Consider the following 25,343-nt stretch of genomic DNA (forward strand, 5'->3'; position numbering starts at 1 on the left):
ACGCCACTCGCGTCAGAGGAGCGCGCGCACCTGGGCGACGGCGTCCTCGACGGACGTCACCGACGTGTCGACGACGAGGTCGGCGTCGTCGGGCTCCTCGTAGGGGGAGGAGATCCCGGTGAACTCGGCGATCTCGCCGGCGCGCGCCCTGGCGTAGAGGCCCTTGCGGTCGCGGGCCTCGCACACCTCGAGTGGGGTGGACACGTGCACGAGCACGAAGCGCCCGGCGGCCTCCGCCAGCTCGCGCACGCGGGCGCGCCCGCTGGCGAACGGCGCGATGGGCGCCGCGACGGCGGTGCCGCCGTGGTAGGCGACCAGGGAGGCGACGTAGCCGATCCGCTCGACGTTCAGCTCGCGCGAGACCTTGTCGAACCCGAGCCCCTGGGACAGGTGCTGGCGCACCTCGTCGCCGTCGAGCAGCGTGGTGTGCCGGCCCTCGTCGTCGAGCTCGGCGGCCAGCGCGCGGGCGACGGTCGACTTGCCGGAGCCGGACAGGCCCGTGAAGAACACGACGGTGCCCTCCTGGCGGGCGCCCTGTGCGGCACGGGTGACCTCCGCGGCGACGGCGTCGGGGAACAGCGCGTCCACCTCGGTGGCCCAGAGCCCGTCCAGGCGGGCGAGGCGTTCGCGCGTGGCCGCGGCGCGGTGGTCGGCGAGGCGGACCGCCCGGTCCGCCCCGTAGGCCGCGCCGACCTGGTCCCAGGTCGGCTCGGTCGCGCCGGGCGTCGCCGTCGGCCAGGGGACGACGGCGGCGGTGCTGCGTCCCGCCACCGGGGCGGGCAGCGCGTCGCGCACGACGACGGCGGCGCGGGCCAGACCGGGCCCGCCGAGGGTGCCGGGCCGCGGAGGGCGCCGCGCGGCGGGAGCCAGGACGACGACGGCGGCCGCTCCGGCCGTGAGGTCCGCGAGCGCGGCGAGCTCGTCACGGGTGGGCGGTTCCTCGACCACCACGGCGAGGACGTCGGCGTCGGGGCCCACGGCGCGGCGGACGCCGTCGCGGACGTCGTGGGCCGGTCGGCGCAGGCTCGGGTCCCAGTGCGGTCCGGCGGCCCGGGCGAGCGGCTTGACCGGGACGGCGTGCCCGTCCGCGTCCAGGACGGCGAGCGGAGTGTTCTCGGCGTCGGTCAGCGTGACCGGGGGCTCGGCGGTCCCGGGCAGCGACATCGTCGGGGTGCCGCCACCGAGGTGGAGCTCGAGCAGGTCGAGCTCGTCGGCCGTCAGGACGTGGGTGCTCGGGGGGAGGTTCATGGGCTCTCGGTGCCGTCCTTGGTGGCCGTGGCCGGTTCGCGGGGCGTCGGTGGGAGCGGACGCTTCTTGAGCTGCTCGCGCACGACCACCCAGGCGAGGTTGCCGAGCACCAGGGCGGCGACCGCGGCGCCGGCGACGACGGCGACGGAGGCGCCGAGGAGCTTCAGGCCGGAGGCGAGCAGCAGGATGGCCAGCGCGCGGCGGATGAGCCCGCCGGGGGCGCGGCTGGAGACCTGGGCGCCGAACCACGCACCGGGGATCGCACCGATGAGCAGGGACGTGGTCAGCGCGAGCGAGAACTCTCCGTACAGCAGGTGGCCGAGCGAGGCCGCCGCGACCAGGGGGACGGCCTGGACGAGGTCGGTGCCCACCAGGTTGGAGGCCTTGAGCGCCGGGTAGAGCATGAGCAGCGCGACGATGATGATCGAGCCCGATCCCACCGACGTCATCCCGACCATGAGGCCGGCGACGACGCCGAGGATCACCGTGGGGACCTTGCGGACGACGACCTCGGCGTTCGTGGGCCGGGTGGGGCCCTCTCCGAGCGCGCGGCGGTGCTGGACCATGCCGAGGGCCGCGCGGACGACCAGCATGGTGGCGGCCATGAGCAGGGCGACGCCGAGGATCACCTGCAGCGCCTCGTCGAGCGAGTCCCCGAACGGCAGCGCCCGGATGATGAACACCCCGCAGAACGCGGCGGGCACCGAGCCGATGCACAGCCACAGCACGAGCTGGAGGTTCACGGTGCGCCGCCGCAGGTGCACGACCGCGCCCGCGGGCTTCATGAAGAGGCTCGCCACGATGTCGCTGGAGACGGCGACGAGCGGGTCGACGCGGAAGACGAAGATCAGCATGGGGGTCATGAGGGCGCCGCCGCCCATCCCGGTCAGCCCCACGATGAAGCCGACCAGCAGACCTCCGACGATCAGGCCGGGGTCGATGTCGATCATGCCGCGCCGCCACCACCGGCGGGGCGGGGGCCTGTGCGGCGATAACACGGGACAGCGCCGGTTCGCGCGAGTCTCGGCAGTCGGTGGGTCAGGGTGGCAGGCATGGTCGAAATGGTAGCCTCAGCGACGGCTCAGAGCCGACGTGCGCCACGTCCCGAGACACCGAGGAGCTCGATGACCACGACCACCCCCGCCTACCCGGAGCGGGTGCTCGACGACGCCGCGCTCGCAGCCGCGCTCGCCGAGGGTGCCGGGTCCGTGCTGCTCGCGCTGCGTGCCGAGACCGACGCCGCCGGTGGCACGTTCGAGCCGCGCGCGTTCAAGGACGCCGGTGACGCCGCCGCCCAGTCGTGGCTGGCCGCTGCGCTCGCGCACGCTCGTCCTGGCGACGCGGTGCTTTCCGAAGAGGCCAAGGACGACGCCGCGCGGACGGGCGTCGACCGAGTTTGGATCATTGACCCGTTGGACGGCACCCGCGAGTTCGCCGAACGCTCCGCAGAGGGTTCCACGGCTTGGCGCGATGACTTCGCCGTGCACGTCGCCCTGTGGACCCGGGGGACCTACGACGGCACCGCGGGCCCGGGCGGCCTCGCGGCCGGTGCGGTGGCCCTGCCGGCCCGGGGCGTCGTGCACACGACCGGTGCGCCGTCGTCGTCGGCAACACGGGATGACGAGGCGCGTGCCGTGCTGGCGGGGGAGCGGCCGCTGCGCATCGCGGCGAGTCGCAGCCGTCCACCAGCCTTCGTCGCCGAGCTGGCCCGGCGTGACGACGTCGAGCTGGTCCCGATGGGATCGGCCGGGGTGAAGGTCGTCTCCGTCGTGGACGGTACGGTCGACGCCTACGTGCACGGCGGTGGCCAGTACGAGTGGGACTCCGCGGCACCGGTCGCGGTCGCGCTCGCCGCCGGGTACGACTGCACGAGGCTCGACGGCACCCCGCTCGAGTACAACCGCCAGGATCCCTGGCTCCCCGATCTGTTCGTCTGCCACCCGGCCCTGGCCGCGCACCTGCGCGCGGCGCTCCAGGGAGTCGGCGTGGCGATCAAGGAAGGTGCCCAGTCGTGACGTCCCACGTCCTGAGCCAGCTCCGCAGCCTCGAGGCGGAGAGCATCCACATCATCCGCGAGGTGGTCGCCGAGATGGAGCGGCCCGTGCTGCTGTTCTCCGGCGGCAAGGACTCGATCGTCATGCTGCACATGGCGGCCAAGGCGTTCGCGCCGGCGCGGATCCCGTTCCCGATCATGCACGTCGACACGGGCCTCAACTTCCAGACGGTGCTCGACTGCCGCGACCGGTGGGTCGAGCGGCTCGGCATCCAGCTCGTCGTCGCGTCCGTGCAGGACGCCATCGACCGCGGTCTGGTGAAGGAGGAGCCGAACGGCTCGCGCAACCGGATCCAGACGCCCGTGCTGCTGGAGGCCGTCGAGAAGCACGGCTTCGACGCGGCGTTCGGCGGTGGTCGGCGCGACGAGGAGAAGGCCCGCGCCAAGGAGCGCGTCTTCTCCTTCCGCGACGACTTCGGCCAGTGGGACCCCAAGAACCAGCGCCCGGAGATCTGGAGCCTGTACAACGGCCGGGTCCACCAGGGCGAGTCGATCCGCGTGTTCCCGCTGTCGAACTGGACCGAGCTGGACATCTGGTCCTACATCGCCGCCGAGGGCATCGACATCCCGGACCTGTACCTCGCCCAGGAGCGCGAGGTCGTGAACCGCGACGGCATGCTGTTCGCCGTCAACGAGTTCACGCCGCTCAAGGACGGCGAGACGTCCGAGAAGCGCTCGGTGCGCTACCGCACCGTGGGTGACGCCAACCTGACGGCAGCCGTCGAGTCCGAGGCCACCACCCTGACCGCCATCGTCGAGGAGACCGCGGCGGTGCGCATCACCGAGCGCGGCGCCACGCGGGGCGACGACAAGGTGAGCGAGGCCGCCATGGAGGACCGCAAGCGAGAGGGCTACTTCTAAGCCATGAGCACCACGACCGAGAACCTGGCCGAGGCCCTGACCGACGGCTCCACCGACCTGCTGCGCTTCGCGACGGCGGGGTCGGTCGACGACGGCAAGTCGACCCTCATCGGCCGTCTGCTGTTCGACTCGAAGACGATCTTCGAGGACCAGCTCGACTCCGTGGAGAGCGTCTCCAAGGACCGCGGCAACGACTACACCGACCTCTCGCTGCTCACCGACGGCCTGCGCGCCGAGCGCGAGCAGGGCATCACGATCGACGTCGCCTACCGCTACTTCGCGACGCCGAAGCGCAAGTTCATCATCGCGGACACCCCGGGCCACATCCAGTACACGCGGAACATGGTCACGGGCGCCTCGACGGCGGACGTCGCGCTGATCCTCGTGGACGCGCGCAAGGGCGTCATCGAGCAGTCGCGCCGCCACACGTTCCTCGCGACGCTGCTCGGCGTGCCGCACATCGTGGTGTGCGTCAACAAGATGGACCTCGTGGACTACTCGGAGGAGGTCTTCGAGAACATCCGCAAGGACTTCACGGAGTTCGCCTCGCGCCTGCGGGTGCCGGACCTGACGTTCATCCCGATCTCCGCGCTGGAGGGCGACAACGTCGTCAACCGCTCCGAGAACACGCCGTGGTACGAGGGGTCGCCGCTGCTGAGCCACCTCGAGCGGCTGCACGTCGCCTCGGACCGCAACCTGGTGGACGTCCGCTTCCCGGTGCAGTACGTGATCCGGCCGCAGTCCCACGAGGCCCGCGACTACCGCGGCTACGCGGGCACCGTCGCGTCCGGCGTCATGAAGCCGGGCGACAAGGTGGTGGCGCTGCCCGCGGGGCTGGAGACGACCATCGAGTCGATCGACACGGCGGACGGCCCGGTCGAGGAGGCCTACCCGCCCATGGCGGTCACCGTGCGCCTGGCCGACGAGATCGACATCTCCCGGGGCGACATGATCGCCCGTCCGAACAACACGCCGGCAGCCCTGCAGAACATCGACGCGCAGATCTGCTGGATGGACGAGACGTCGCCGCTGACCGTGGGCAAGAAGTACGCGATCAAGCACACGACCCGCTGGGCGCGTGCGATGGTGAAGAACATCAACTACCGGGTGGACGTCAACACGCTGCACCGGGACGAGGACGTCACCGAGATCAAGCTCAACGAGATCGGTCGCATCCAGCTCCGGGTCACGCAGCCGCTGTTCGTCGACCCCTACCAGCAGAACCCGGAGACCGGGTCGTTCATCCTGGTCGACGAGTCCACGAACAAGACGGTCGCAGCGGGTATGGTCGGCGGCCTGCCGCACAGCGTCTGATCCTCAAGTCACACGAACCGCGCAGATCGGGGCCGATGCTCAACGAGCGTCGGCCCCGCCGAGCGCGTTCGCCACGTGGATAAGCGGTAGAGCTCAAGGTCGGTGATCATATGGACCACGGTCGGCAGTTCGGCCAGGAGTCCGCGGTGGCCGGTCGCGTGCTCAATGATGCGGGCGATGGCGCGCTCGACGGCAGCGCGGCGCGAGGTCGGTGTGGGAGGCATCGGAGAGAACGGCCAACTGCAGGTTCGTCTTGCAGGTGGCGGTGATCTTGTTCAGCCCGTACAACTTCGTCCAGGTGCGGGTCGTTTACCCGGGACAGAAGGCAGGTAGTTTGCCGCGCCTTGCGGCACGGGCGGCCGTGTCAACTCTTCCTCGACGCCTTCGCCCCAGGCAGCAGTACGCTCCCGGGACGGGTGAGCCACACCTGTGACGGCATCTCATAGTCTCGATCACGTGCGCGGCGATGGCCCGAGGACGAGTGCGCGTGGTCCGCTACAGTCGTCCATGGCGTCTTGATGGTGGTCGCCGATTGATGCAGCGTAGGTACTGGACTGGTCGGGCCCGCTCGATCCAGGTGGCACGGACTGCGCCTGACTCCGAGGAAGTGAATGTCGACGAACACAGATCTCAGCGACGACCTGGAACTCCCCGAACGTGCGCGGCTCCTGCACATTGGTTTGATGAAGACCGGGACGACGAGCCTGCAGAACGCGGCAGCTGCGCTGCGCCCGGAGCTCCTGGCAGCCGGCGTGCGCTATCCCGGACGAACCACCAACCACAGGAGTGCTGTTAACGACTTCATGGGCCACTCCTGGGGCTGGGGAACTACTCCGGTGGCCGGAGCGTGGGAGAAGCTGAAGGCGGAGATCGACGCTGACGACCAGTGCAGGATTTGGATCGGTCACGAGTTTGGTGCGAACGCCGACGACGAGACGGCGGCACGTTGGCGGAGCGAACTCGGCGAGCGCGCTCACGTCGTCGTGACGCTGCGCAATTACGCTGCCCTGTTGCCGTCTATGTGGCAGGAATTGATGAAAGAAGGGCACCGATGGGCGTTCGAGCATTGGCTCGCTGGAGTACTCACGGACGAGGTCGGGGACGAACTGCGATCGTTCCGTGATCGACATGACCAGGGAAGTATCGTGGCTCGATGGGCGGAGGCCTTCGGGCCGGATGGCGTCACGGTGGTAGTCGTGGACAAGTCGACACCGGACCTGCTCTTCGATGCGTTCGAGGCGATGCTCGGTCTCGAACGTGGCCTGTTGACGACGGCACCTTTGGATGGCAAATCCTCAAACCGAGGGATGTCGGTTGAGGAGTCCGAGTTGCTGCGCGCGGTGAACTTCAGGCTGCGGGATCAATTGACTTGGCACGAGTACTGCAAGTGGTTCCGTAACACTGGATCCAATGCCGTGCTCAAAGAGCGGTCACCGGGCGAGCATGACACTCGCTTCGTTCTCCCGAGGTGGGCCGCAGAGCGGGCACATGAACGAGCTGTGCGCTATGTCGACCAGATCGCGGCCTCCGGGGTTCGCGTCGTCGGCGACCTCGGTCTGTTGATGGACCGGGTCCCGTCGGCGGACGAACCAGCGATGAGCGCCGATGTCGTGCCGATCGACGCGGCAGCGGAGGCACTGCTCGGTGTGATGCGTCACGGGCGACGGGAGGAGGCGCGACTCCACGAGGTGCAAAGGCAGCTGAAGGCCGAGAAGAAGCGTGCGTCGGCGCGGGGCGCTCCGACAACTATCGACCAGTTCAGCGGCCGTGAACTCATCGAGGAACTTGGCTCACGCTTGAAGCGTCGGCTGCTCCGACACTGAGCCAGCGCCTCGACCGCTGTGGTCGCAGCGACTGTCTTGCGAGCACAAGAGGCTTCCGGACAGTTACCGCGCCCCTATGATGTGACGACTCAGACGAGGTGTCCGGCTGTATGGGAAGGGACGAGATGGCTGACGTGGCACGGGCTGCTGGCCTCCGCCGCGCGGTGCGGTCCACGGGCGGCCGGCTCATCCGTCGCCTCGGGCTACTGCCCGGCGGCGTGCCGGACGGCCTGGGCGAGGACGAGGTCCTGCAGGGCACCACCCTCCAAGCCCGTGCCGTGGTGTTCTTCGGCGACCCACCGGAGAGCATGTACCAGATCCGCCAGTGGTACACGGCCTTCGAGGCGCTGAACCGCCGGGTCCCGCTGGTGGTCGTCGCCGGAGACTCGCGGACCGCTCGTCTGCTCCGCGCCGAGTCGTCGCTGCGCGTCGTGACGGTGGCACAGCACGCGACCCTCGACGAGATCCTCACCGGGAGCGACGTGCGGCTCGCGCTCTACGTGAACCACAGCCCCCAGAACTTCACGATGCTGAGCTTCGGCGGGCTGGTCCACGTCTCGCTGCTGCACGGTGACTCGGACAAGACGGTCTCGGTGTCCAACCAGCACAAGGCGTACGACCTCGTCTTCGTGGCAGGTCAGGCCGCGGTGGACCGGTTCGCCCGGAACCTCCCGTACCTCGACGCGGCGTCGCGGTGCGTCACGGTGGGGCGACCCCAGCTGGACGCGCTCGGGGCGGACCCCGCCGTGCGGCGGACGACGACGGAGCGCACCACGGTGCTGTACGCGCCGACCTGGGAGGGCGCGAACCCCTCGGTCGCCTACGGCTCCCTCGACGTGCTCGGCCCGGACCTCGCGCGCGCCGTCGTCGCGGACGCGGGCCTGCGCCTGCTGTACCGGCCGCACCCCTTGAGCGGCGTCCGGTCTCCGGCCTACGCCACTGCCGACGTCGAGGTGCGCCAGATCGTGGCGGCAGCCGTCGCCACGGACCCGGACGCCGGGCACGCGGTGCGCACCGAGGGTGAGCTCGCCGCGACCTTCGCGGAGGCGGACGTGCTGGTCTGCGACATCTCCGCGGCGGCCACGGAGTGGTTGCCGACCCTGAGGCCGCTCGTCGTCACGGACGTCGCCGCCCCCTGGGCCACGATCGCCTCGACGCCGCTGCTGGACGTGGCGCCCCGGCTCGGCGTGCAGGACGTCGAGGGCATCGCTGCCCTGCTGGCCCGGGAGACGGCGGACGACCCGCGGCGTGACGACCGGCGGCAGTTGGTCGAGTATTATCTGGGCGACGTGGCGCCGGGGGCGTCGCTGGGCCGCTTCATCGGGGCGTGCGAGGACGCCATCCAACGGCACGAGGCGGAGCTCGAGCGGTTGCGCCAGACCGACTGACGACCGCTGGTTCTGGTCCTCCGTCCAACAGACGGCGAAATTCGTGTGAACATGTGCCGCTCCGGTAGCCTCTCGCTCGGCGCGTCCGGTTGCGCTTCGCGCTGACGCGGAACCCGGGCGGTGGTGTCGGCGAACATGCGAGAGAACCGAAGCGGGTTGCAGAACATGATCAGGAAGGCTGTACGCCGAATCGATGGGCTGACGACCGCCCGCCTTCGAGCAGCCCGAGCGGAACGACAGGCCAGGGGTGCACGCATCCTCGTCACTGTCGTCGTCCCGATGTACAACGTCGAGGATTACCTAGCCGAGTGCCTGGAATCGATCCTCGCCCAGAGCCATCGTCGGCTGGACGTCGTCGTCGTGGATGACGGATCGCCTGACCGTTCGATCGACATCGCTCGTGCTTACGCGTCCAAGGACCGACGTGTCCGCATCATCCGGCAGCCCAACGCCGGGCTGGGTGCCGCCCGCAACACCGGTGTGACCAACGCCCGCGGCGAGATGATCTGCTTCGTCGACTCCGACGACTCCATCCCGGCCAACAGCGTCGAGACCATGCTCCGGTCGCTGATCCAGAGCGGCTCCGACTTCGCCGTCGGGTCCCTGCTCCGGGACACGACGAACGGTCGGCACATGCCGAACTGGGCGAAGGAGGTCCACGCGACCACCCGCCAGGCAATGCGTTTCGAGGACGACCCGGACGTCCTCAAGAACGTGTTCGCCTGGACCAAGTTGTACCGGACCGAGTTCTTCCGACGCGTCGTCCGGGAGTTTCCCGACGGACTCTATGAGGACCAGATCCCGGCAGCGCGGGCGTATCTCCATGGCACGTTCGACATCCTCAAGGACGTCGTCTGCTACTGGCGCATCCGCGACGACGGAACGTCGATCACCCAGCAGAAGTCGACCATGAAGGACCTCACCGGCCGTTGGAACATGCTCGATGAGCTGGCCGAGGAGATGAAGGACGCTCCTGCGGACCTGCTCAGGTCGTGGCAGGTGAAGACGGTCGGGTTCGACATGCGGACCTACTACGAACAGGTTCCCCGCACCGGGGCCGACTACTGGGAGTTCCTGCACCAGAGGGTGCGGCACTTCGTCGACGAGGTCGGATACGACGTGCTGCGGGAGGTTCCCGTCTCCGATCGCCTCCTCGCCGCAGCGGTCTACCACGGCCACCGTGATGACGTCTCCGAGCTGGTAAGTCGGCGTGAATCTCAGACCTGGAAGGTCCCTGGTGAAATCGGCGACGGTGTGGCGAGAGTTCGCGACGAGTACTTCGACGGCCTCGATCTGGAGGCCGACGACGTCTTGACCGCGCTTGATGCAGACGTGGCGCTTCGGCAGCAGACCACCTCGGTGGAGTTCTCGCAGGAGTCCGTCCGAGTCACCGGCAGTGGATACCTCACCAATATCAGCACCACGGCGTCGGACAGGGTGGTGATCAAGGTTATCGCCGTCAGCGGCTCCGGCGCCGAGATCTCCGCCGAGTCCGTGGCGAACGTCGACATGACCGTCGACGTCGGCGCGCGAGACCCCTGGAACGAGCATGCTCGGGCGGCCTTCGAGGTAGAGCTCCCGGTCAAGGACCTGGTCGAGCCCTATTACGCGTTGGACATCGAGGTTGAGGTCAACGGGCTGTGTCGTCGTGGCTCGCTGCCGCGGCCGGTCCATCGCGGCCGGGGGCGGTTGCCGGCGTACGGGCCTCTGACGTCGGAGGGTCGCTGGTGCGTGGAGCGCCAGAGGAACACGTCGCTGCTCGCGCTGAGGCGAATCAGCCGAAACCGCTGGCCGGTTCACGGGGTGGAGCTCGACGCCAATTCTCTGCGACTCGACCTCGGAACCGAGGCCGTCGACGGGGTGCCCCGCGCCCGGTCGGGTTCGACGCAGATCGTGGCGAGCACGTCTCGTGCGAGTGGTCGGACCTTCGCGCACTTCGACCTCTCGAGCGAGGTGGGCGTGGCACGGAAGTGGGAGTTCTTCCTGCCCGAGAAGGGGCGGAAGACCGGCCCTCGGCTGGCATGGGCCGCGGGCAAGGACGGCGCAGACCTTCCTCGCTCCGCTGTCGGGCTGCTCTCGGCGACGCAGTACGGCAACCTCGTGCTCGACACCGGGCCGGTCCTGGCTGAGCTAGACGACATCAGCCTGGTGGCTGACGGGCTGCGGGTCTCGGGATGGTGCGTGACGCGGGAAGGCACTCCGACGCTCGAGCTCTCCGGGGACGGGGTCCTTCCGGCGCCCGTTGACCTCGACGCGCGACAGGATGGCCGATTCACCTGCCTCGTCCCGCTTGTGGACGGTCACGGGAACCCACTACCGCTCGACAAGGGGCTCGCTATCTGTCTGCGCCTGGACGGCGAGAGTACGTGGCCGCGCATGAGCAACAGCCTGTGCGACTCTCTCCCCGGGAGGCAGATCCGAGGCGACCTGGGAATCGAGATCACCGCGACACCTGGCGCCGGCGCCGCATGGTTGGAGTTGAAGGCACCGTTCCGGGAAGAGGAGCGCGGGCGCCGCTTCCAGCAGAAGTTGCAGAACGCCTACCGGTCCGAGGCCAGACCACTGCGTGACGCAGTGGTCTTCGAGGCGTTCAACGGCCGGTCGGTGGGGGACTCTCCGTTGGCGCTGAGTAGGGAGCTCGCGACCCGCGACACGGGCATCGAGCAGTACTGGTCGGTCGCCGACCTCCGGACCCCCGTGCCGGAGTGGGCGACTCCGCTGCTCCGGTTCTCCACCGAATGGTACGAGCTCCTGGGCACGGCGCGGCTGCTGGTCAACAACAACAACTGGCCTTGGTACTTCACGAAGCGGGACGGCCAGCGGTACATCCAGACGTGGCACGGCACGCCGCTCAAGAAGATCGGTCGCCACGTCCCGAGTGACAACCTCTCGATGACGTACCGGCGGCTGATGGAGCGAGAGGCTCAAGCTTGGGACGCGCTGCTCGCGCAGAACGAGTACGCGGCCCAGATCTTTCCCGAAGCGTTCGGCTACGCGGGCCCTGTGCTCACCGAGGGGTACCCGCGGAATGACTCGCTCGTGGACGGCACGGCGGCGCGAACGCGCGCCGTGGTCCGGGAACAGCTCGAGCTCGAGGATGACATCCGGGTGCTGCTGTACGCGCCGACGTGGCGCGACAACATCAAGGAAGGCGCCCGCTATGGACGTGTCGCGTTCCTCGACTTCGACGAACTCGCCGCCGCCACGGGGCCGGGCACGGTGGTGCTCTACCGGGGCCACTCCAACACGGCAGCTTCGTCGAAGGAACTGCCCCACGGTGTGCTCGACGTGACGCACTACCCGGACGTCAACGAACTGATGCTCGCCGCGGACGGCCTGATTACCGACTACTCATCGATCATGTTCGACTATGCGGTGCTGCGCCGGCCGATCTACCTGCTGGTGCCCGACCTTGACCTTTACCGAGACACGACCCGAGGCTTCTACCGGGATCTCGAGGAGATCTCCCCGGGCCCGCTGTGCGCCGACACCGCAGAGCTCGTCATTGCCCTGGACGGGGTCGACTGGGCCGAGTACCGGCCCGCGCACGACCGGTTTCTGGCAGAGTTCGCGCCGCGCGACGACGGTGGAGCGGCGGCGCGGGTGCTGGATGCCCTGTCCTCGGCCGATGGAGCAGCCTTATTGATCCGACCCCCTGAGCCCGCCTCGCCGCGGTCCTGACCCCGGGAGATTCCAATGTCGTTGTACCGCACGGCCCGAAAACGCCTCGCGCAGGCTGTAAGCAAGACAAACGGCCGTCGTCCGTCGGCCCGGACGACGTCATCGGGGGACGTGGCGGAACGCGCCGTGTCGGCGCCAGCGCCGGAGCCGGGCGCTATGTTGGTGGGTCTCGCAGGTACGGACGTGCTGCTCCCCACGCTCGGGTACTTCGGCGGGATCGCCGCCAACTACCTTCCGCTTCTCACCGGCGGTTCTGTCACCTCGATCGCGATCCTAGGCCCGGAGACTGAGGGCCTGGTGGATCTCCGTGGTCTCGAGCTGTACGCCAGTGGCCGAAACGTCGCGGTAAATCCTGAATCGATGACAGTCGACCAGAGTTCGAACGGGTTCCGTTCGACTGACCGCCCCGGCCCCTTCGCCCTGGGGGGCATCCGGACCGAAAGGGAATCAGGTGCCTGGTGGTCCGTTCGTTTCGATGAGCCGGTCGACGCAGACGAGGTTAGAGTTTTCAACCGTCTGGACGGGTGGGGGCGCCGGGCCAGACGGCTCAGCGTGGCAGTGGCAGGTCGATCGGGAGAGTTTCGCGCGGCGCGATCGGTCGCGTCCGACCGGGTCGTCGCCGAGACGCTTTCGCTGGTGTCCCGCCTGATCGGAGAGCAGGTCGGAGCGTCAGTTCTCGAGTCTAAGGAGAGCGCCCGCCAGGCGCGCCGCCGGGTTCTCGGGGCGTTGGCGCGGCGCGCGGGCGACGGCATCCTGACTCACGACAGCGAGGAGCAACGGCTGCTCTTCGCCCTGGTCCGCACAGACCGGCTGCGGGCCTCTCAGTCGCTGACGGACGACGAGTGGACGCTCCTCGGCCATCTGCTCGCGGCGGAGCGTCTGCGGATACCCCGGACGCAGACGTCGATGCGGTCGCTGCAGTTTGTGCTGCGGACGCGTCGGGAGCTGCGCCGGCTGCAGGACGAGGTGAACCGTGGGGGGTCTGTGCTTGGCACCCCGCGAGCAGTCATAACACGGCACGGAATCGTTGACATCGGCGTGCTGCGCCAGCGGTCGGACGAGTACGTCAACACGATCGAGCGCGCGGCCGCGTTGCTCGCGTCGTTGGGATACCCCGCGATGCTTGCGTACGGGACGTTGCTGGGTGCTGTGCGCGAGGGCGACTTCCTGGCGCACGATGACGACGTCGACATGATGGTCCCGCTGACAGCCGCCGGGCGCGAGGACGGAGAGGCGGAACTCGCAACACTCCGCACCGCACTGAAGGAGTGCGGCTGGCGGGTCACTCGGCCGAACGCGTACACGAACTTCCACCTGCACGACCCGGAGACGAAGCTGCATGTCGATGTGTTCCCGCTGTTCGTGGACGGCCAGACGACCACACTCCACATGGAGAAGATGCGTCTTCGCCCCATCGCGACAGAGATCGTGATGCCGCCCGCACCTCTAACCTTCAAGGGGCGCGAAATGCTCGGCCCGGCACGCCCCGCGGCCTTCCTCGAAGAGCGCTACGGGCCGACATGGTCGGTGGCCGACCCCTTCTATGACTGGACTTGGAAACTAGCCGACGTCGAGGAGAACAAGTGACCGGCGACCAGCTGGCTAAGCTCAGGTCAACTCTTGACATCGAAGCAGCGTTGCCCCGCGGACTAAGCAAAGTCTGGATCTACAAAGATCGCGTTCTCGCAGCGGACTACCGCGCGCCTTCCGGTGTCGCGTTTGCGTTCGATCTCACGGTCGAAGGGACGGTGGTGCACGTTGCGATTGCCCCGCGCAACGACGAATCTCGGACCGTCGTGCGCAAGGCCTGCGCAAACCTCGTCGCCCCTCTACCGGGCACCCGCAAGCTGCAACTTGCTTCGGCAGGTGTCGACGAGGATGATCTGGAGGAGCGGGTCCTCCGTTCGATGCTGCAGGCCCACGAGGCGATTTTCGCGGCGGAGGTCCCACGTGTCGACGATGTCGACGACGGCTCGTGGCAGCACGAAGGCGTGACGGTGAACTTTGTGCGCCGTGCCCCCAAAGCGGACTGCGACCAGATCGTGGTCGTCTTCACCTCGATCCGCAACGTGCGTATGGACGTGGACTTCGATGGGCCCGAAGGGAAGTACCTCGCCAACAACCGTGCGGAGCTGGTGTTCGTCCACGACGACCACGCAGAAGCTTTCTGCTACTACTTTGGCACCGGTCGCGACGACCAAGTAGCACGGGCGATCACGGAGTTCGTCCGGGAGCTTGCTCGCCAACGCGGTGTCGGCCTCGACCGGGTCGTCCTAGCAGGAATGTCGAAGGGCGGAGTAGCCGCGCTTATTGTGGGTGCGCGTCTACCGGGCGCTACCGTCGTGTCTCTGGTGCCGCAGTTCGCCATCGGGGCCTATCTGGCGGGTCGCACCGAAGCGATCCTTGAGACCATCGCCGGTGACCGTACTGAAGAGTCCGTGGCCTGGCTCGACCAGGTCGTCCCTGATGCGCTTGCGAATGCGGTGAACCGGGATGGGCGCTATTACCTACTCACGGGTCCAGGAGACCGCAATTGCTTCGCCGGATTGGTCTCGCACGCCCGTTCGTTGCGCCGTCTGGCGCACCTGCACGTCATCTCTGCGGTGTCTCCGCGGGCCACCGATCACTTCGGGACCCTCAAGTATCTGCTACCGACGATGATCGCGCTGCTGGGAGTCCTTGGCAGCGGCCTCCGGCCCGACCTGGGGCTCGTGTCCGTCACCACGGCCTCGGGTGCTTATGAGCCCGAAACCGTCGGCGACGGCCGCTCGTTGCGGGGCCCTGTTGCCAAGCTGCGCCGCGGCCTCGCCGCCGCCGACGAGTCCTGGCGTAAAGCCGCACATGCCGGAGCCTGACGGACTGCTCGGGATAGGCCTCTGTCGCGGAGAGGTTAAGCGCGAGCGTCGGTCAGTCCCGCAAGGCGGTCCGTGTCGTGAGGATCTCTCCGCTCGCTTCGATGAAGCGCTCTAGCGAGGCACCTGGGATCGTGTCGCCGAAGTAGTGCTCGACGATCTTGGCGTAGCGAGCGCCGTCTTCTCCGTGGGAGACGTCTTCGATGACGTCGAGTACTTCAGTCGCCTCGGAGGCCTTGAAGGTCCGGATGAGGCTTGCCAACCCGTTCTCGTCGACCTCGGCGTCGGGCGCCGCCGGCTCCGTCAGCAGGAGCGGCTTCCCCGTGGCCAGGAAGTCGAAGGCGACGGCCGAGATGTCGGCGACGCAGACGTCTGCGGCGGCGAGATGCCAACCGAACACCGAGTCTGTGTCCACCACATGGCCTGCTGTTGCATCGGCGGCATTGGCCGCGTGGATCTGCTCGACGATCCGGTCGTGGTCCTCCCGGAAACCAGGCTCGAAGGCGCCGGTGCGGGGATGCGGCCTGTAGATCACGCGATGCTCGCCCGTCGCGAGCAGCGTCGCGAGCATCTCGGGCGCGTGCGACCGCAGCGACGAGTAGGTCATGGACGGCCGGTCACCCTCCCAGGTGGGCGCGTAGAGCACGACCGTCCGGCCGTCGTCGGGCAGGTCCGGTCCCTGGTACTTGACGTCGACCTGAGGCCGACCGATGCGGACGAGATGCCTCTCCGCATCGAAGTCGACGAGGCGGCTGTCGATCCGGTCGTAGGCGGCCTGGCCGGCGATGAACGTGTAGTCGTAGGCCTTGAGCTGGTTGGACGCCATGTAGTCCTTGTCGGACTCACCGTGGCTGATGAAGATGTGTGCAGGTTCGCGGAACCGCATCATGCGGAAGTTGACGATGTTCTGGTTCACGTAGAAGACAGCGCCCACGCGCTGGGTCGCCAGCCACGCCTCGGTCTCGGCGATGATCTTCTGGTGGACCACCGGGAGCGGGCACTCGGCGCGCAGCGCGTTCGCCGTGGTGACGTTGCGGACGATGATCGCCACCGGATGCTGCTCGGCCAGGCGACGCATCGGCTCGTACCACTGTCGCACCTGGTAGAGGTTCACCTCGGAGTCGGCAAAGAAGATCGCCGCTTCGAACGGGCGGTCGAACGCCGGCCGGGTGGCCTCGTAGTGGTCCCACTCAGCCTGGACGCGGCGTCGTCGGAAGGTCTTGGCGACGACGTCAGCCATCGACTTCAGGTCGCGGAGCAGGTGCACAGGGGAGCGCTTTCTCGGGTTCTGGGAGTAGGCGGACACATCGTACCGGAGGGACGCGACTAGGATCCGAAACATGTCTGCACAGGGCGGCACCAAGGCCGTGATCGCTGCACTGTTCGCGAACCTCGGCATCGCGGTGACCAAGTTCGGCGCGTGGGCGCTGACCGGTTCGTCGTCGATGCTCGCGGAGGGCGTCCACTCGCTCGCCGACTCGGGCAACCAGGGGCTGCTGCTCCTGGGCGGCCGGAAGGCCAGGCGGGCGGCGGACGAGGAGCACCCGTTCGGGTACGGGCGCGAGCGCTACGTCTACGCGTTCGTGGTCTCGATCGTCCTGTTCTCGGTCGGTGGCCTGTTCGCCCTCTACGAGGCCTTCCACAAGTGGCAGCACCCGGAGCCCATCGAGGGCCGCTGGTGGTGGGTGCCGCTCGCCGTCCTGATCGCGGCGATCGTCATGGAGTCGTTCTCGCTGCGGACGGCCGTCCAGGAGTCGAACGCCGTGCGCGGGCGCGTCTCCTGGGTGCAGTTCGTGCGGCGGGCCAAGCAGCCTGAGCTGCCGGTGGTCCTGCTGGAGGACATCGGCGCGCTCGTCGGTCTGGTGCTCGCGCTGTTCGGGGTGAGTCTGACGCTGCTGACCGGGGACGGTCGGTGGGACGCCGCCGGGACCGCGTGCATCGGTGTCCTGCTGGTGCTCATCGCGATCGTCCTGGCGATCGAGACGAAGTCGTTGCTGCTGGGGGAGTCCGCCACGCGGGCGCACGTCGCCGCGATCCGGTCTGCCCTGGTCGGGGACGGTGTCCGGTCGGTCATCCACCTCAAGACGCTGCACCTCGGCCCGGACGAGCTGCTGGTCGCCGCCAAGATCGAGGTCGACGGCGCCTCGACCGCCGCGGACGTCGCGCGCGCGATCGACCACGCCGAGTCCCGGGTGCGCGGCGCCGTCGACATCGCCCGGGTCGTCTACCTCGAACCCGACCTGCGCCGTGCCCCGGTGGCCGCCGAGGGCCCCGGGAGCACCGAGGGCTGAGCCTCGCCACGACATCCCGCACGATCCGGTCCGGCGGTGAGGGATTCCAGCCGGCAGCCACTACGGACATCATGGATGCCATGTCTGCGGCGACACGACGACGAATCCACCTCACGGAGACGGCGCGCCTGGCGGCGATCATCGACGGGAACGCCGTGGCGGGGGAACCGCGCGGCCACCGTGGCGCGACTCGTCGAGAAGGCGGATCTGCTGTCCGCGCAGGACGAGGACTTCCTGGTCTTCCACCCGGACCGCCCGACGATCACCACGGACGACGTCGCCGAGCTGCTGGACGAGGACGACTCGGACGCCGTCGCGGAGACGCGGCGTGACTGATCGCCTCTGCCTGAGCCCTGCGGCCGACCCCGGTGCGTCCACCGCCGTGGAGTGCTGGTCACGCTCGACGCGAGTGTCGAGCGCGCGCTGACACCCTCGGTCCGGCGTCACGTCTTGACGCTCGCCGGCTGACCAACGGGCAGCAGGAGCGGTCAGGCCGGTGTCGTGCACGCCGCGAGGCGGGTCGCGATGGTGGCGACGTCGTTCAGCTCGCTGGATGCGATCGCCACGACGAGGTCGTAGGCATCCGCATGGTCCATGCGGAGCGCTTGGCCGTTGTAGGCGTAGAACAGCCTGACGGCGACCCAGCCGACCCGCCTGTTCCCATCGACGAATGCGTGGTTCTTGACGACGGAGTCCAGGAGCGCTGCGGCCTTCTGATGGATTCCCGGGTAGGCCTCGGTGCCCAGCATGCTGGCTCGGGGCCGACCGACGGCGGAGGACAACAGTCCCGCGTCGCGGACAGCAGGGCGCCCACCGAGGTTGGCGGCTGCCGCAGCGAGCAGATCGTCCTCGTCGCGGGCGACCTGCTTCAATACCTGCTCGGTCTCCGGCTCGAAGCGGATGGTCCGAGGCATGGGTCCTCCCTCGTTCGAGTGCCCGAAGTGGGGTGGTACTGCTACGGTGCCATCCGTTCACCGCCCCGCCGCGTACCCCTGGGTACCGCGGGAGTTCGCCGCCGCGCCGAGCAGCCCGGTCGCCGGGTCGCGCGTCACCGCGGAGATCCGCCCGAGCGACCACGGCCCTGCCTCGGTCAGCACGTGCCCGCGCGCGGCGAGACCGGCCAGCACGTCCGGCCCGAGGCGCGACTCGACGACGGCGCCGCCGGGCGTCCAGGTCCGCGGCCAGAACGAGTCGACCATCGACGTGGTGTGCAGCGTGGGGGCGTCGATCGCCTGCTGCGGGGTGTACCCGCCCACGAGCACCCGCAGCAGGAACGGCACCTGCCACTGGTCCTGCTGGTCGCCCCCCGGCGTGCCGCACGCCAGCACCGGGGCGCCGTCCGTGTCCAGCACCAGCGTGGGGGAGAGCGTGGTCCGGGGTCGTGCTCCGGGCACGAGCCGGGACGGCGACGTCTCGTCCAGCCACGTCATCTGCAGCCGCGTGCCGAGGCAGAACCCGAGCTCGGGCACCGTGGGCGAGGACTGCAGCCATCCGCCCGACGGCGTCGCGCTGATCATGTTCCCCCACCGGTCCACGACGTCGAGGTGGCAGGTGTCCCCACGCGTCGAGCCGTTCGTCCGCACGGTCGGCTCGCCCGCGCCCTGCGAGGACGCGGCGCCCGCTCCCGAGATGCCCGACGCCGCTGCCGCCGCCGTGCGTAGCGGCGGCAGCGAGGGAGCGGCACGTCCGGGGACGACGCCGGGGCGCACCTCGTGCGAGGCGCGCTCGCCGACGAGCGCTCGCCGTTCGGCCGCGTACCCCTCGGACAGCAGGTGCTCGAGCGGGACGTCGGCGTCGCCGTACCAGGTGTCCCGGTCCGCCAGCGCCAGCTTGAGCACCTCGAGGACCGTGTGCGCGCCGCGCTCGGTCGAGGGGTCGAGGCGGTCGCTGTCGGACCCGTCGAAGCCGTCGAGGATCCGCAGCGCCTGCAGCAGTACGGGGCCCTGCCCCCACGCACCCGTCTTGACCACCGTGTGCCCCCGGAAGCCCACCGTCGCCGGCGCCTCGTAGCCCGCCCGGAAGCGGCCGACGTCGTCGGCGGTCAGGACCCCGGCGTGGTCGCGGCCGTCGGCGTGCCGGTGCGGAGTAGCGACGAACGCCTCCACGGCCGGCCCGACGATCTCGCGCCAGGCCGTGCGTGCCGCGTCGACGCCCGCCTCCCGGTCGGGCGCGCCGTCGGCGGCGTCGGCGAGCCGGTCCAGGACGACGGCGTAGTCCGGGTTGGTGACGATCTCGCCGGCCCGGGGGACGCGGCCGTCCGGCAGCCAGCGGGCGGAAGACGTCGGCCAGTGCTGGGAGAACAGTCCCGCGACCCGTTCGATCGTGGTGACGACGGCGCCCAGGACGGGGTGCCCGTCGCGGGCGTGGCCGACGGCGTAGGCCAGCACGTCGCGCAGCGGCCAGGTGCCGTGGTCGCGCAGCAGCAGGAGCCAGGCGTCGACGGCGCCCGGCACGGCGGCGGCCAGCGCTCCCGAGCCGGGCACGAGGTCGAGCCCTTCGGTGTCGCGGTAGTGCGCGACCGTGGCGCCCGCGGGTGCGGGCCCCTGGCCCGACAGGACCTTCGTGGCGCCGTCGGACGTGGCGAGGACGCCCGTCATGTCGCCCCCGGGGCCGTTGAGGTGCGGTTCGACGACGTGGAGCACGAACGCGGCCGCCGTGGCGGCGTCGAACGCGTTGCCACCGCGCTCCAGTACGGACTGGGCGCTCGCCGTGGCGAGCCAGTGCGTCGTGGCGGCCATGCCGAAGGTGCCCTGCAGGTCCGGGCGCGTGCGGTGGGGGTCGGGCGGCGTGAACGACATGGACGGCTCCACTACTTGCTCCACTACTTGCTCTACTCTTACATCGTCAGATCATCTGCCTGTCAGAGTAGAACAAGTGGAGTACCGGTGAGCGAGGCCGACGTAGCCCAGACTCTTGAAGCGTTGCGCAGGATCCGGGGGGAGCCGGAACGCGTCGAGGTGAATCGGGCTGCTCAGGGGGTGCCCGCCGGTCTGCGCGAGACGCTCTCGGCGTTCTCCAACACGGACGGAGGCACGGTCCTCCTCGGCGTCGACGAAGCGGCCGACTTCGCGGTCGTCGAGCTGCCGGACGCAGTGGCGCTCCGTGACAGCGTCGCACGCATGGCGCGCGACGACCTGACGCCGGCGCTCCGGGTCACCAGTGAGATCGTCGAGGTGGAGGGTCGGTTCGTCGTCGCTGTCACTGTGCCGCCGGTCGAGGCTGACCGCCGACCCGTCTACGTCACGACCAAGGGAGTGAGTACGGGCTCGTACCTCCGGACGTCCGACGGGGACAGGAGGATGACGGAGGCGGAGGTCGGCCTGCTCTTCGCCAGCCGCGTCCAGCCACGGTATGACCACGAGGTGGTTCCCGGCACTACCGTCGCCGACCTCGACCGAGACGCCTTGGCGCGCACCCTGCAGCGGGTGCGCCGCAGCTCGACGGCGTTGGCGCGCGCGGAGGAGCACGTCGTGCTCCGCCGCATCGGCGTGACCGCTGATGCCGATCCGCGCTCCGCCCTGACCCTTGCGGGCCTCCTGACCTTCGGCACCTACCCTCAGGAGCGCTTCCCGCAGCTCATGGCGACCGTCGTCGTCCACCCCGCCGAGAGTGACGGGGAGGTGCGATTCCTCGACAGTGCTGCGATGCGCGGACCCATCCCGGAAATCGTGCAGGGAACGCTCGACCTGCTTCGCCGCCACCTCGCCGCGCGTGCGGTGATGAGCGATCAAGGCAGGACCGATCAGCTGGAGTTTCCCCTTCTGGCCGTGCGCGAGGCGGTCGTCAACGCTCTGCTCCATCGCGACTACAGCGGCGTGACGCGCGGTACCCAGGTGCAGGTCGACCTCCACCCCGACCGGCTCGAGATCCGGAGCCCAGGGGGCCTGTATGGCGGTGTCTCGGTCGAGGACCTCGGCGAGGAAGGAGTGACGTCGTCCCGCAACGCCGTGCTCGCCAGTCTGCTGTCGGACGCCTACATGCCAGGATCCGCGGAGATCGTCGCAGAGAACCGGTCCTCGGGGGTGCCGACCATGGTCGGTCTCGCGCGCGCCGGCGGTCTCCCGCGGCCGGTGTTCCGCAGCGCCGTCAGCACCTTCGTCGTGACGATGAACCGGTCACAGCTCCTGGGGCACGAGACCCGGCGCTGGATCGCCGGACTCCGCCTGCCGGGCCTGACCTCTGCGCACGAGGTAGCGCTCGCCATGCTGCGTCAGGGAAGTGTGTCGAACGCGGCGCTGCGGCAGTGGGGCGTGGACCGCGTCGACGCGAGCCGTGTCCTGCGTCAGCTCGTGGAACGTGGCGTCGCCGTCAAGGAGGGAGGACGGCGGTACGCGACCTACGTGCTGGACCCGCAGGCGACAGCAAGCCCTTCTCCGTCCACCACGTCGGCGGAGACAAGTGCGTCGGCGGTCGACAGTGTGACGGCAGCGGTGCGCGGGTCCGGGCGAGCGGTACGGGCGAGCGAGATCGAGGACGCCACCGGTCTGCGGCGTCCGACGGTCGTCCGACACCTGAATGCGCTCGTCGCGCGAGGTCTCGTCGAGGCGCTCGGTGCGACGAGGAGCCCTCAGCGCCGCTATCGGTGGGTCGGGCCGTGACAGCTGGGCCGTCTCACGGGGCGCCGAGGCCAGTCGGGGAAGGGCCGGTGCGTCCGCGGGCGTGGCCGAGCACGGTGACCGCCAGGGTGATCGCCGCGGCGAGGGCCACGCCCCAGGCGACGTGCACCTGGAGCAGGAGGGCACCCGCGCACGCCCCCGCGCCGATCAGCGCGATCGCCGCGACCCGCCGCCGCACGAGCAGGCCGTGTCCGCCCACCAGCCGTGAGTCCATCGCCAGCCCCGTGATCGCGCTCGTCACCACGACGGTGGTGATCTCCTTGACGGCGAGGTGCCGGGCCGTCGCCGCCTGCAGACCCATGGCCCCGGCCAGCGAGCCCGTCACCGCGAGCTGCACGCCGTAGGGCATCTCGCCGTCGAACACCGCCAGCGTCACCGCGATCGCCACCAGCAGCGCGCCGACGGAGCCGAACAGCACCGTCGTGCGGCCGGTCCAGCCGACGTCCTCCGAGCGGACCACCAGGCCGCCGAGCGCGGCCCCGGCCAGGAACGTCGCGAAGGCCAGCAGCGGCCCGACGACGGGCAGGTCGTCCGCCCCCGCGAGCGCCATGCCCAGGATGACCACGTTGCCGGTCATGTTCCCGGTGAAGACCCGGTCGAGGCCGAGGTAGCCGACGGCGTCGGCGATCCCCGTCGAGAAGGTCAGGGCCAGCATGAGGCCCAGGTGGAGTCGGTCGCGAGGCACGTCGGCCACTCTAGAGCGTGGCGACGGCGTGAGGATCTTCACGGGACATCTGCACGCCAAGTGCAGGGTGAACAGGCCCCTTTGGTCACATCGTGATAAAGATCATCGCCGAATTGCCCGGGATGGACGGGAGCCTTGCAGAGCGTGACATACGCTCGTGCAAAGAACGTGAATGCCGACTCATGGCCCGCAGGCCGTCGAGTGCGGGTCGACGACCCGTTCGGGCACGTCCACGGGCGGTTCGACGGCACGTCAATGTCCCCGACCCGGGAGAACTGTGCCAGCCATCGAGGCGAACGGCCTGACAAAGATCTTCGGACGCCGGCCACAACGCGGCGTCAAGATGCTCAAAGAAGGCGCGGACCGCGCCCAGCTCCGACGCGAAGGCCTGACACCGGCCGTCATCGACGCGACCTTCGAGGTCGCGCCCGGCGAGATCTTCGTGGTCATGGGCCTGTCCGGCTCCGGCAAGTCGACGCTCATCCGCATGGTGAACGGGCTGCTCGAGCCGACCGACGGCGTCATGCGCATCGACGGCCAGGACGTCACGCACCTGTCCGCCACGGCCCTGCGCGAGGTGCGCCGCACCAAGGTCTCCATGGTGTTCCAGCACTTCGCCCTGCTGCCGCACCGCACCGTCGGTGAGAACGCCGCCTACCCGCTCAAGCTGCGCGGGGTGAACAAGGCCGAGCGCGAGGCCAAGGCCGAGGAGGCCCTCGCGATGGTCGGGCTCAAGGGCTGGGGCGGCTCGTTGCCGTCGGAGCTCTCCGGCGGGATGCGCCAGCGCGTCGGCCTCGCCCGCGCGCTCGCCGCCGGCACCGACATCATGCTGATGGACGAGGCGTTCAGCGCCCTCGACCCGCTCATCCGCAAGGAGATGCAGGACCAGCTCCTCGAGCTCCAGGCAGAGCTCGGCAAGACCATCCTGTTCATCACCCACGACCTCAACGAGGCCATGCGCCTCGGTGACCGCATCGCGATGATGCGCGACGGGCGTGTGGTCCAGGTCGGCACGTCGGAGCAGATCCTCAACGAGCCCGCCAACGACTACGTCGCCCAGTTCGTCGCGGACGTGGATCGCTCGCGCGTCCTGTCCGCCGGCGACGTGATGGAACGACCCGTCGCCGTGGTCGGCCCGGAGTCGGGTCCGAAGGCCGCGCACAAGCTGATGCGTGAGCACCAGGTCTCCTCCCTGCTCGTCACGGCCCGCGACCGCAAGGTCGTCGGCATCGTGTGGGAGAAGGACGTCGCCGACGCCGTGCGGCAGGGCACGGACACGCTCCCGGTGAGCAGCGACCCGGTCGCGCAGGTCTCCCCGGACACGGCGCTGGCCGACCTGTTCCACGACGCGGCGACCAGCCAGGCTCCCCTGGCCGTGGTCGGGGCGGACGGTCGCCTGCAGGGCGTCATCCCGCGGGTGACGCTGCTCAGCGCCCTGGCCGTACCCGGCGCCGACAGCGCGCTCAGCCCGGCCGAGCCGGGCGACGGCCCCGCCGACGGTGAGCCCGCCCTCGACACCGCAGGAGCGAAGTGATGGCACCGATGTCCACCTCTGACGGCACGACCATCCCGAAGGTGCCGATCGGCGAGGCCGTCGACAACGGGATCGACTGGATCAACGACAACCTCGAGTGGCTGCTGGACGGCATCACCGCGGTGATGTCCTTCCTCATCGACGGCATCACCGAGCTGCTGCTGCTCCCCGCGCCGCTGATCATGGTCGCGGTGTTCACCCTGCTCGCGCTGCTCGTGCGCTCCTGGGGGCTCGCGGTCTTCACGCTTGTCGGCATGCTGCTCATCATCAGCATGGAGATGTGGGAACCGGCGATGGAGACGCTCAGCCTCGTGCTGGTCGCGACCGTCATCGCGGTCGTCATCGCCGTCCCGGTGGGGATCCTCGCTGCCCGCAACGACACCGTCAGCGCCTTCGTCCGGCCCGTGCTGGACTTCATGCAGACCATGCCGGCCTTCGTCTACCTGGTTCCAGTAGTCGTCTTCTTCGGGATCGGTGTCGTGCCCGGCGTCTGCGCCACGATCGTCTTCGCCCTGCCGCCCGGGGTCCGGCTCACCGAGCTGGGCATCCGTCAGGTCGACTCCGAGACCGTCGAGGCCGGTGAGGCGTTCGGCGGCACCCCGCGGCAGATCCTGGGCGGTATCCAGCTCCCGCTGGGCCTGCCCACCATCATGGCCGGCGTCAACCAGGTCATCATGCTGGCCCTGTCGATGGCCGTGGTGGCCGGCATCGTCGGTGCCGGCGGCCTCGGCGGCAGGGTCGTCTCCTCGATCTCCACGCTCGACGTCCCGCTCGGGGTCGAGGGCGGCCTGTCCGTCGTGATCCTGGCCATCTTCCTCGACCGGCTCACCGGTGCGATCGGCCAGCCCACCGGCCGCTCGCTGGTCGCCATCCTCAGCAGCCGGAAGGGCGACGGCGCTCGAGCCGCCACCGCGGGAGCGGCCTGAGCCACCGCAGCACACAGTCCTGCCGGACGGGGACCGACCCGTCTGGAAACCCACGTCCAGGGACTCGTCCC

19 protein-coding genes are annotated in these 25,343 nt (G+C 69.4%); 13 read left to right on the forward strand and 6 right to left on the reverse strand.

The features are described 5' to 3' along the window. Positions 1–12: 12 nt before the first annotated feature. Complete coding sequence (gene cysC, locus UQW22_RS10745) at positions 13–1,248, reverse strand: adenylyl-sulfate kinase (RefSeq protein ID WP_407316940.1); 1,236 nt, start codon at positions 1,246–1,248, stop codon at positions 13–15. After that, positions 1,245–2,198 (reverse strand): sulfite exporter TauE/SafE family protein, encoded by a 954-nt coding sequence (locus UQW22_RS10750; RefSeq protein WP_407316942.1) that lies wholly within the window; start codon positions 2,196–2,198, stop codon positions 1,245–1,247. Before UQW22_RS10750 ends, cysC begins: the two co-directional genes overlap by 4 nt. A 174-nt stretch (positions 2,199–2,372) precedes the next feature. Between UQW22_RS10750 and UQW22_RS10755 the strand changes: the two genes are divergently transcribed. The 8 genes from UQW22_RS10755 (at position 2,373) to UQW22_RS10790 (ending at position 15,223) form a co-directional block, all read left to right on the forward strand. Next, positions 2,373–3,263 (forward strand): inositol monophosphatase family protein, encoded by an 891-nt coding sequence (locus tag UQW22_RS10755; protein ID WP_407316944.1) that lies wholly within the window; start codon positions 2,373–2,375, stop codon positions 3,261–3,263. Continuing rightward, complete coding sequence (gene cysD / locus UQW22_RS10760) at positions 3,260–4,162, forward strand: sulfate adenylyltransferase subunit CysD (protein ID WP_407316946.1); 903 nt, start codon at positions 3,260–3,262, stop codon at positions 4,160–4,162. The genes UQW22_RS10755 and cysD overlap by 4 nt, the downstream gene beginning before the upstream one ends. 3 nt (positions 4,163–4,165) lie before the next feature. After that, complete coding sequence (gene cysN, locus UQW22_RS10765) at positions 4,166–5,476, forward strand: sulfate adenylyltransferase subunit CysN (protein WP_407316948.1); 1,311 nt, start codon at positions 4,166–4,168, stop codon at positions 5,474–5,476. Between the two features lie 611 nt (positions 5,477–6,087). Beyond that, complete coding sequence (locus tag UQW22_RS10770; RefSeq protein ID WP_407316950.1) at positions 6,088–7,299, forward strand: hypothetical protein; 1,212 nt, start codon at positions 6,088–6,090, stop codon at positions 7,297–7,299. A gap of 125 nt (positions 7,300–7,424) precedes the next feature. Next, positions 7,425–8,687, forward strand: a complete 1,263-nt coding sequence (locus tag UQW22_RS10775) for a glycosyl transferase (protein WP_407316952.1) — start codon at positions 7,425–7,427, stop codon at positions 8,685–8,687. A 165-nt stretch (positions 8,688–8,852) separates the two neighbouring features. Continuing rightward, positions 8,853–12,368, forward strand: coding sequence for a CDP-glycerol glycerophosphotransferase family protein (locus UQW22_RS10780; RefSeq protein ID WP_407316954.1), 3,516 nt, complete (start codon positions 8,853–8,855; stop codon positions 12,366–12,368). A 183-nt stretch (positions 12,369–12,551) separates the two neighbouring features. After that, on the forward strand, positions 12,552–13,955 hold the full coding sequence (locus UQW22_RS10785) for a LicD family protein (protein ID WP_407316956.1): 1,404 nt from the start codon (positions 12,552–12,554) through the stop codon (positions 13,953–13,955). After that, positions 13,952–15,223: a hypothetical protein gene (locus UQW22_RS10790; RefSeq protein WP_407316958.1), complete on the forward strand. Its 1,272-nt coding sequence runs from the start codon at positions 13,952–13,954 to the stop codon at positions 15,221–15,223. The genes UQW22_RS10785 and UQW22_RS10790 overlap by 4 nt, the downstream gene beginning before the upstream one ends. A 52-nt stretch (positions 15,224–15,275) precedes the next feature. Here UQW22_RS10790 and UQW22_RS10795 read toward each other — a convergent pair whose 3' ends face one another. After that, the gene (locus tag UQW22_RS10795; protein WP_407316960.1) at positions 15,276–16,460 is read right to left on the reverse strand and encodes a CDP-glycerol glycerophosphotransferase family protein; all 1,185 of its coding nucleotides are present in this window, start codon (positions 16,458–16,460) and stop codon (positions 15,276–15,278) included. Positions 16,461–16,560: 100 nt separating this feature from the next. Between UQW22_RS10795 and UQW22_RS10800 the strand changes: the two genes are divergently transcribed. Both UQW22_RS10800 and UQW22_RS10805 read left to right on the forward strand, forming a co-directional pair. Next, positions 16,561–17,511: a cation diffusion facilitator family transporter gene (locus UQW22_RS10800; RefSeq protein WP_407316962.1), complete on the forward strand. Its 951-nt coding sequence runs from the start codon at positions 16,561–16,563 to the stop codon at positions 17,509–17,511. Positions 17,512–17,691: 180 nt separating this feature from the next. After that, positions 17,692–17,847: a hypothetical protein gene (locus UQW22_RS10805; protein WP_407316964.1), complete on the forward strand. Its 156-nt coding sequence runs from the start codon at positions 17,692–17,694 to the stop codon at positions 17,845–17,847. A 152-nt stretch (positions 17,848–17,999) separates the two neighbouring features. On the opposite strand, the gene UQW22_RS10810 is transcribed toward UQW22_RS10805, so the two are convergent. Then, the gene (locus UQW22_RS10810; protein ID WP_407316966.1) at positions 18,000–18,425 is read right to left on the reverse strand and encodes a type II toxin-antitoxin system death-on-curing family toxin; all 426 of its coding nucleotides are present in this window, start codon (positions 18,423–18,425) and stop codon (positions 18,000–18,002) included. A 57-nt stretch (positions 18,426–18,482) separates the two neighbouring features. Continuing rightward, positions 18,483–20,309 carry a gamma-glutamyltransferase family protein gene (locus UQW22_RS10815; RefSeq protein ID WP_407316968.1) on the reverse strand — a complete coding sequence of 609 codons (1,827 nt, stop codon included), beginning with the start codon at positions 20,307–20,309 and terminating at the stop codon, positions 18,483–18,485. Positions 20,310–20,336: 27 nt separating this feature from the next. Between UQW22_RS10815 and UQW22_RS10820 the strand changes: the two genes are divergently transcribed. Then, entirely contained in the window at positions 20,337–22,109 is a 1,773-nt protein-coding gene (locus UQW22_RS10820; RefSeq protein WP_407316970.1) for an ATP-binding protein, read from the forward strand. Positions 22,110–22,122: 13 nt separating this feature from the next. Here UQW22_RS10820 and UQW22_RS10825 read toward each other — a convergent pair whose 3' ends face one another. Next, positions 22,123–22,812: a YoaK family protein gene (locus UQW22_RS10825; RefSeq protein WP_407316972.1), complete on the reverse strand. Its 690-nt coding sequence runs from the start codon at positions 22,810–22,812 to the stop codon at positions 22,123–22,125. Positions 22,813–23,089: 277 nt separating this feature from the next. Between UQW22_RS10825 and UQW22_RS10830 the strand changes: the two genes are divergently transcribed. Beyond that, on the forward strand, positions 23,090–24,346 hold the full coding sequence (locus tag UQW22_RS10830) for a glycine betaine/L-proline ABC transporter ATP-binding protein (protein ID WP_407316974.1): 1,257 nt from the start codon (positions 23,090–23,092) through the stop codon (positions 24,344–24,346). Between the two features lie 8 nt (positions 24,347–24,354). Further along, positions 24,355–25,272 carry an ABC transporter permease gene (locus UQW22_RS10835; RefSeq protein ID WP_407316976.1) on the forward strand — a complete coding sequence of 306 codons (918 nt, stop codon included), beginning with the start codon at positions 24,355–24,357 and terminating at the stop codon, positions 25,270–25,272. Positions 25,273–25,343: the final 71 nt, after the last annotated feature.

The organism is Isoptericola halotolerans (assembly GCF_045689585.1).
GTDB lineage: Bacteria > Actinomycetota > Actinomycetes > Actinomycetales > Cellulomonadaceae > Isoptericola > Isoptericola halotolerans_B.

Bases quoted from the DNA above. Each gene is read 5' to 3' on its own strand.
- UQW22_RS10750 (WP_407316942.1), bottom strand. From the start codon at position 2,198: ATGATCGACATCGACCCCGGCCTGATCGTCGGAGGTCTGCTGGTCGGC.
- UQW22_RS10755 (WP_407316944.1), top strand. From the start codon at position 2,373: ATGACCACGACCACCCCCGCCTACCCGGAGCGGGTGCTCGACGACGCC.
- cysN (WP_407316948.1), top strand. From the start codon at position 4,166: ATGAGCACCACGACCGAGAACCTGGCCGAGGCCCTGACCGACGGCTCC.
- UQW22_RS10835 (WP_407316976.1), top strand. From the start codon at position 24,355: ATGTCCACCTCTGACGGCACGACCATCCCGAAGGTGCCGATCGGCGAG.
- UQW22_RS10795 (WP_407316960.1), bottom strand. From the start codon at position 16,460: ATGGCTGACGTCGTCGCCAAGACCTTCCGACGACGCCGCGTCCAGGCT.
- UQW22_RS10800 (WP_407316962.1), top strand. From the start codon at position 16,561: ATGTCTGCACAGGGCGGCACCAAGGCCGTGATCGCTGCACTGTTCGCG.
- cysC (WP_407316940.1), bottom strand. From the start codon at position 1,248: ATGAACCTCCCCCCGAGCACCCACGTCCTGACGGCCGACGAGCTCGAC.
- UQW22_RS10815 (WP_407316968.1), bottom strand. From the start codon at position 20,309: ATGTCGTTCACGCCGCCCGACCCCCACCGCACGCGCCCGGACCTGCAG.
- UQW22_RS10770 (WP_407316950.1), top strand. From the start codon at position 6,088: ATGTCGACGAACACAGATCTCAGCGACGACCTGGAACTCCCCGAACGT.
- UQW22_RS10810 (WP_407316966.1), bottom strand. From the start codon at position 18,425: ATGCCTCGGACCATCCGCTTCGAGCCGGAGACCGAGCAGGTATTGAAG.
- UQW22_RS10780 (WP_407316954.1), top strand. From the start codon at position 8,853: ATGATCAGGAAGGCTGTACGCCGAATCGATGGGCTGACGACCGCCCGC.
- UQW22_RS10775 (WP_407316952.1), top strand. From the start codon at position 7,425: ATGGCTGACGTGGCACGGGCTGCTGGCCTCCGCCGCGCGGTGCGGTCC.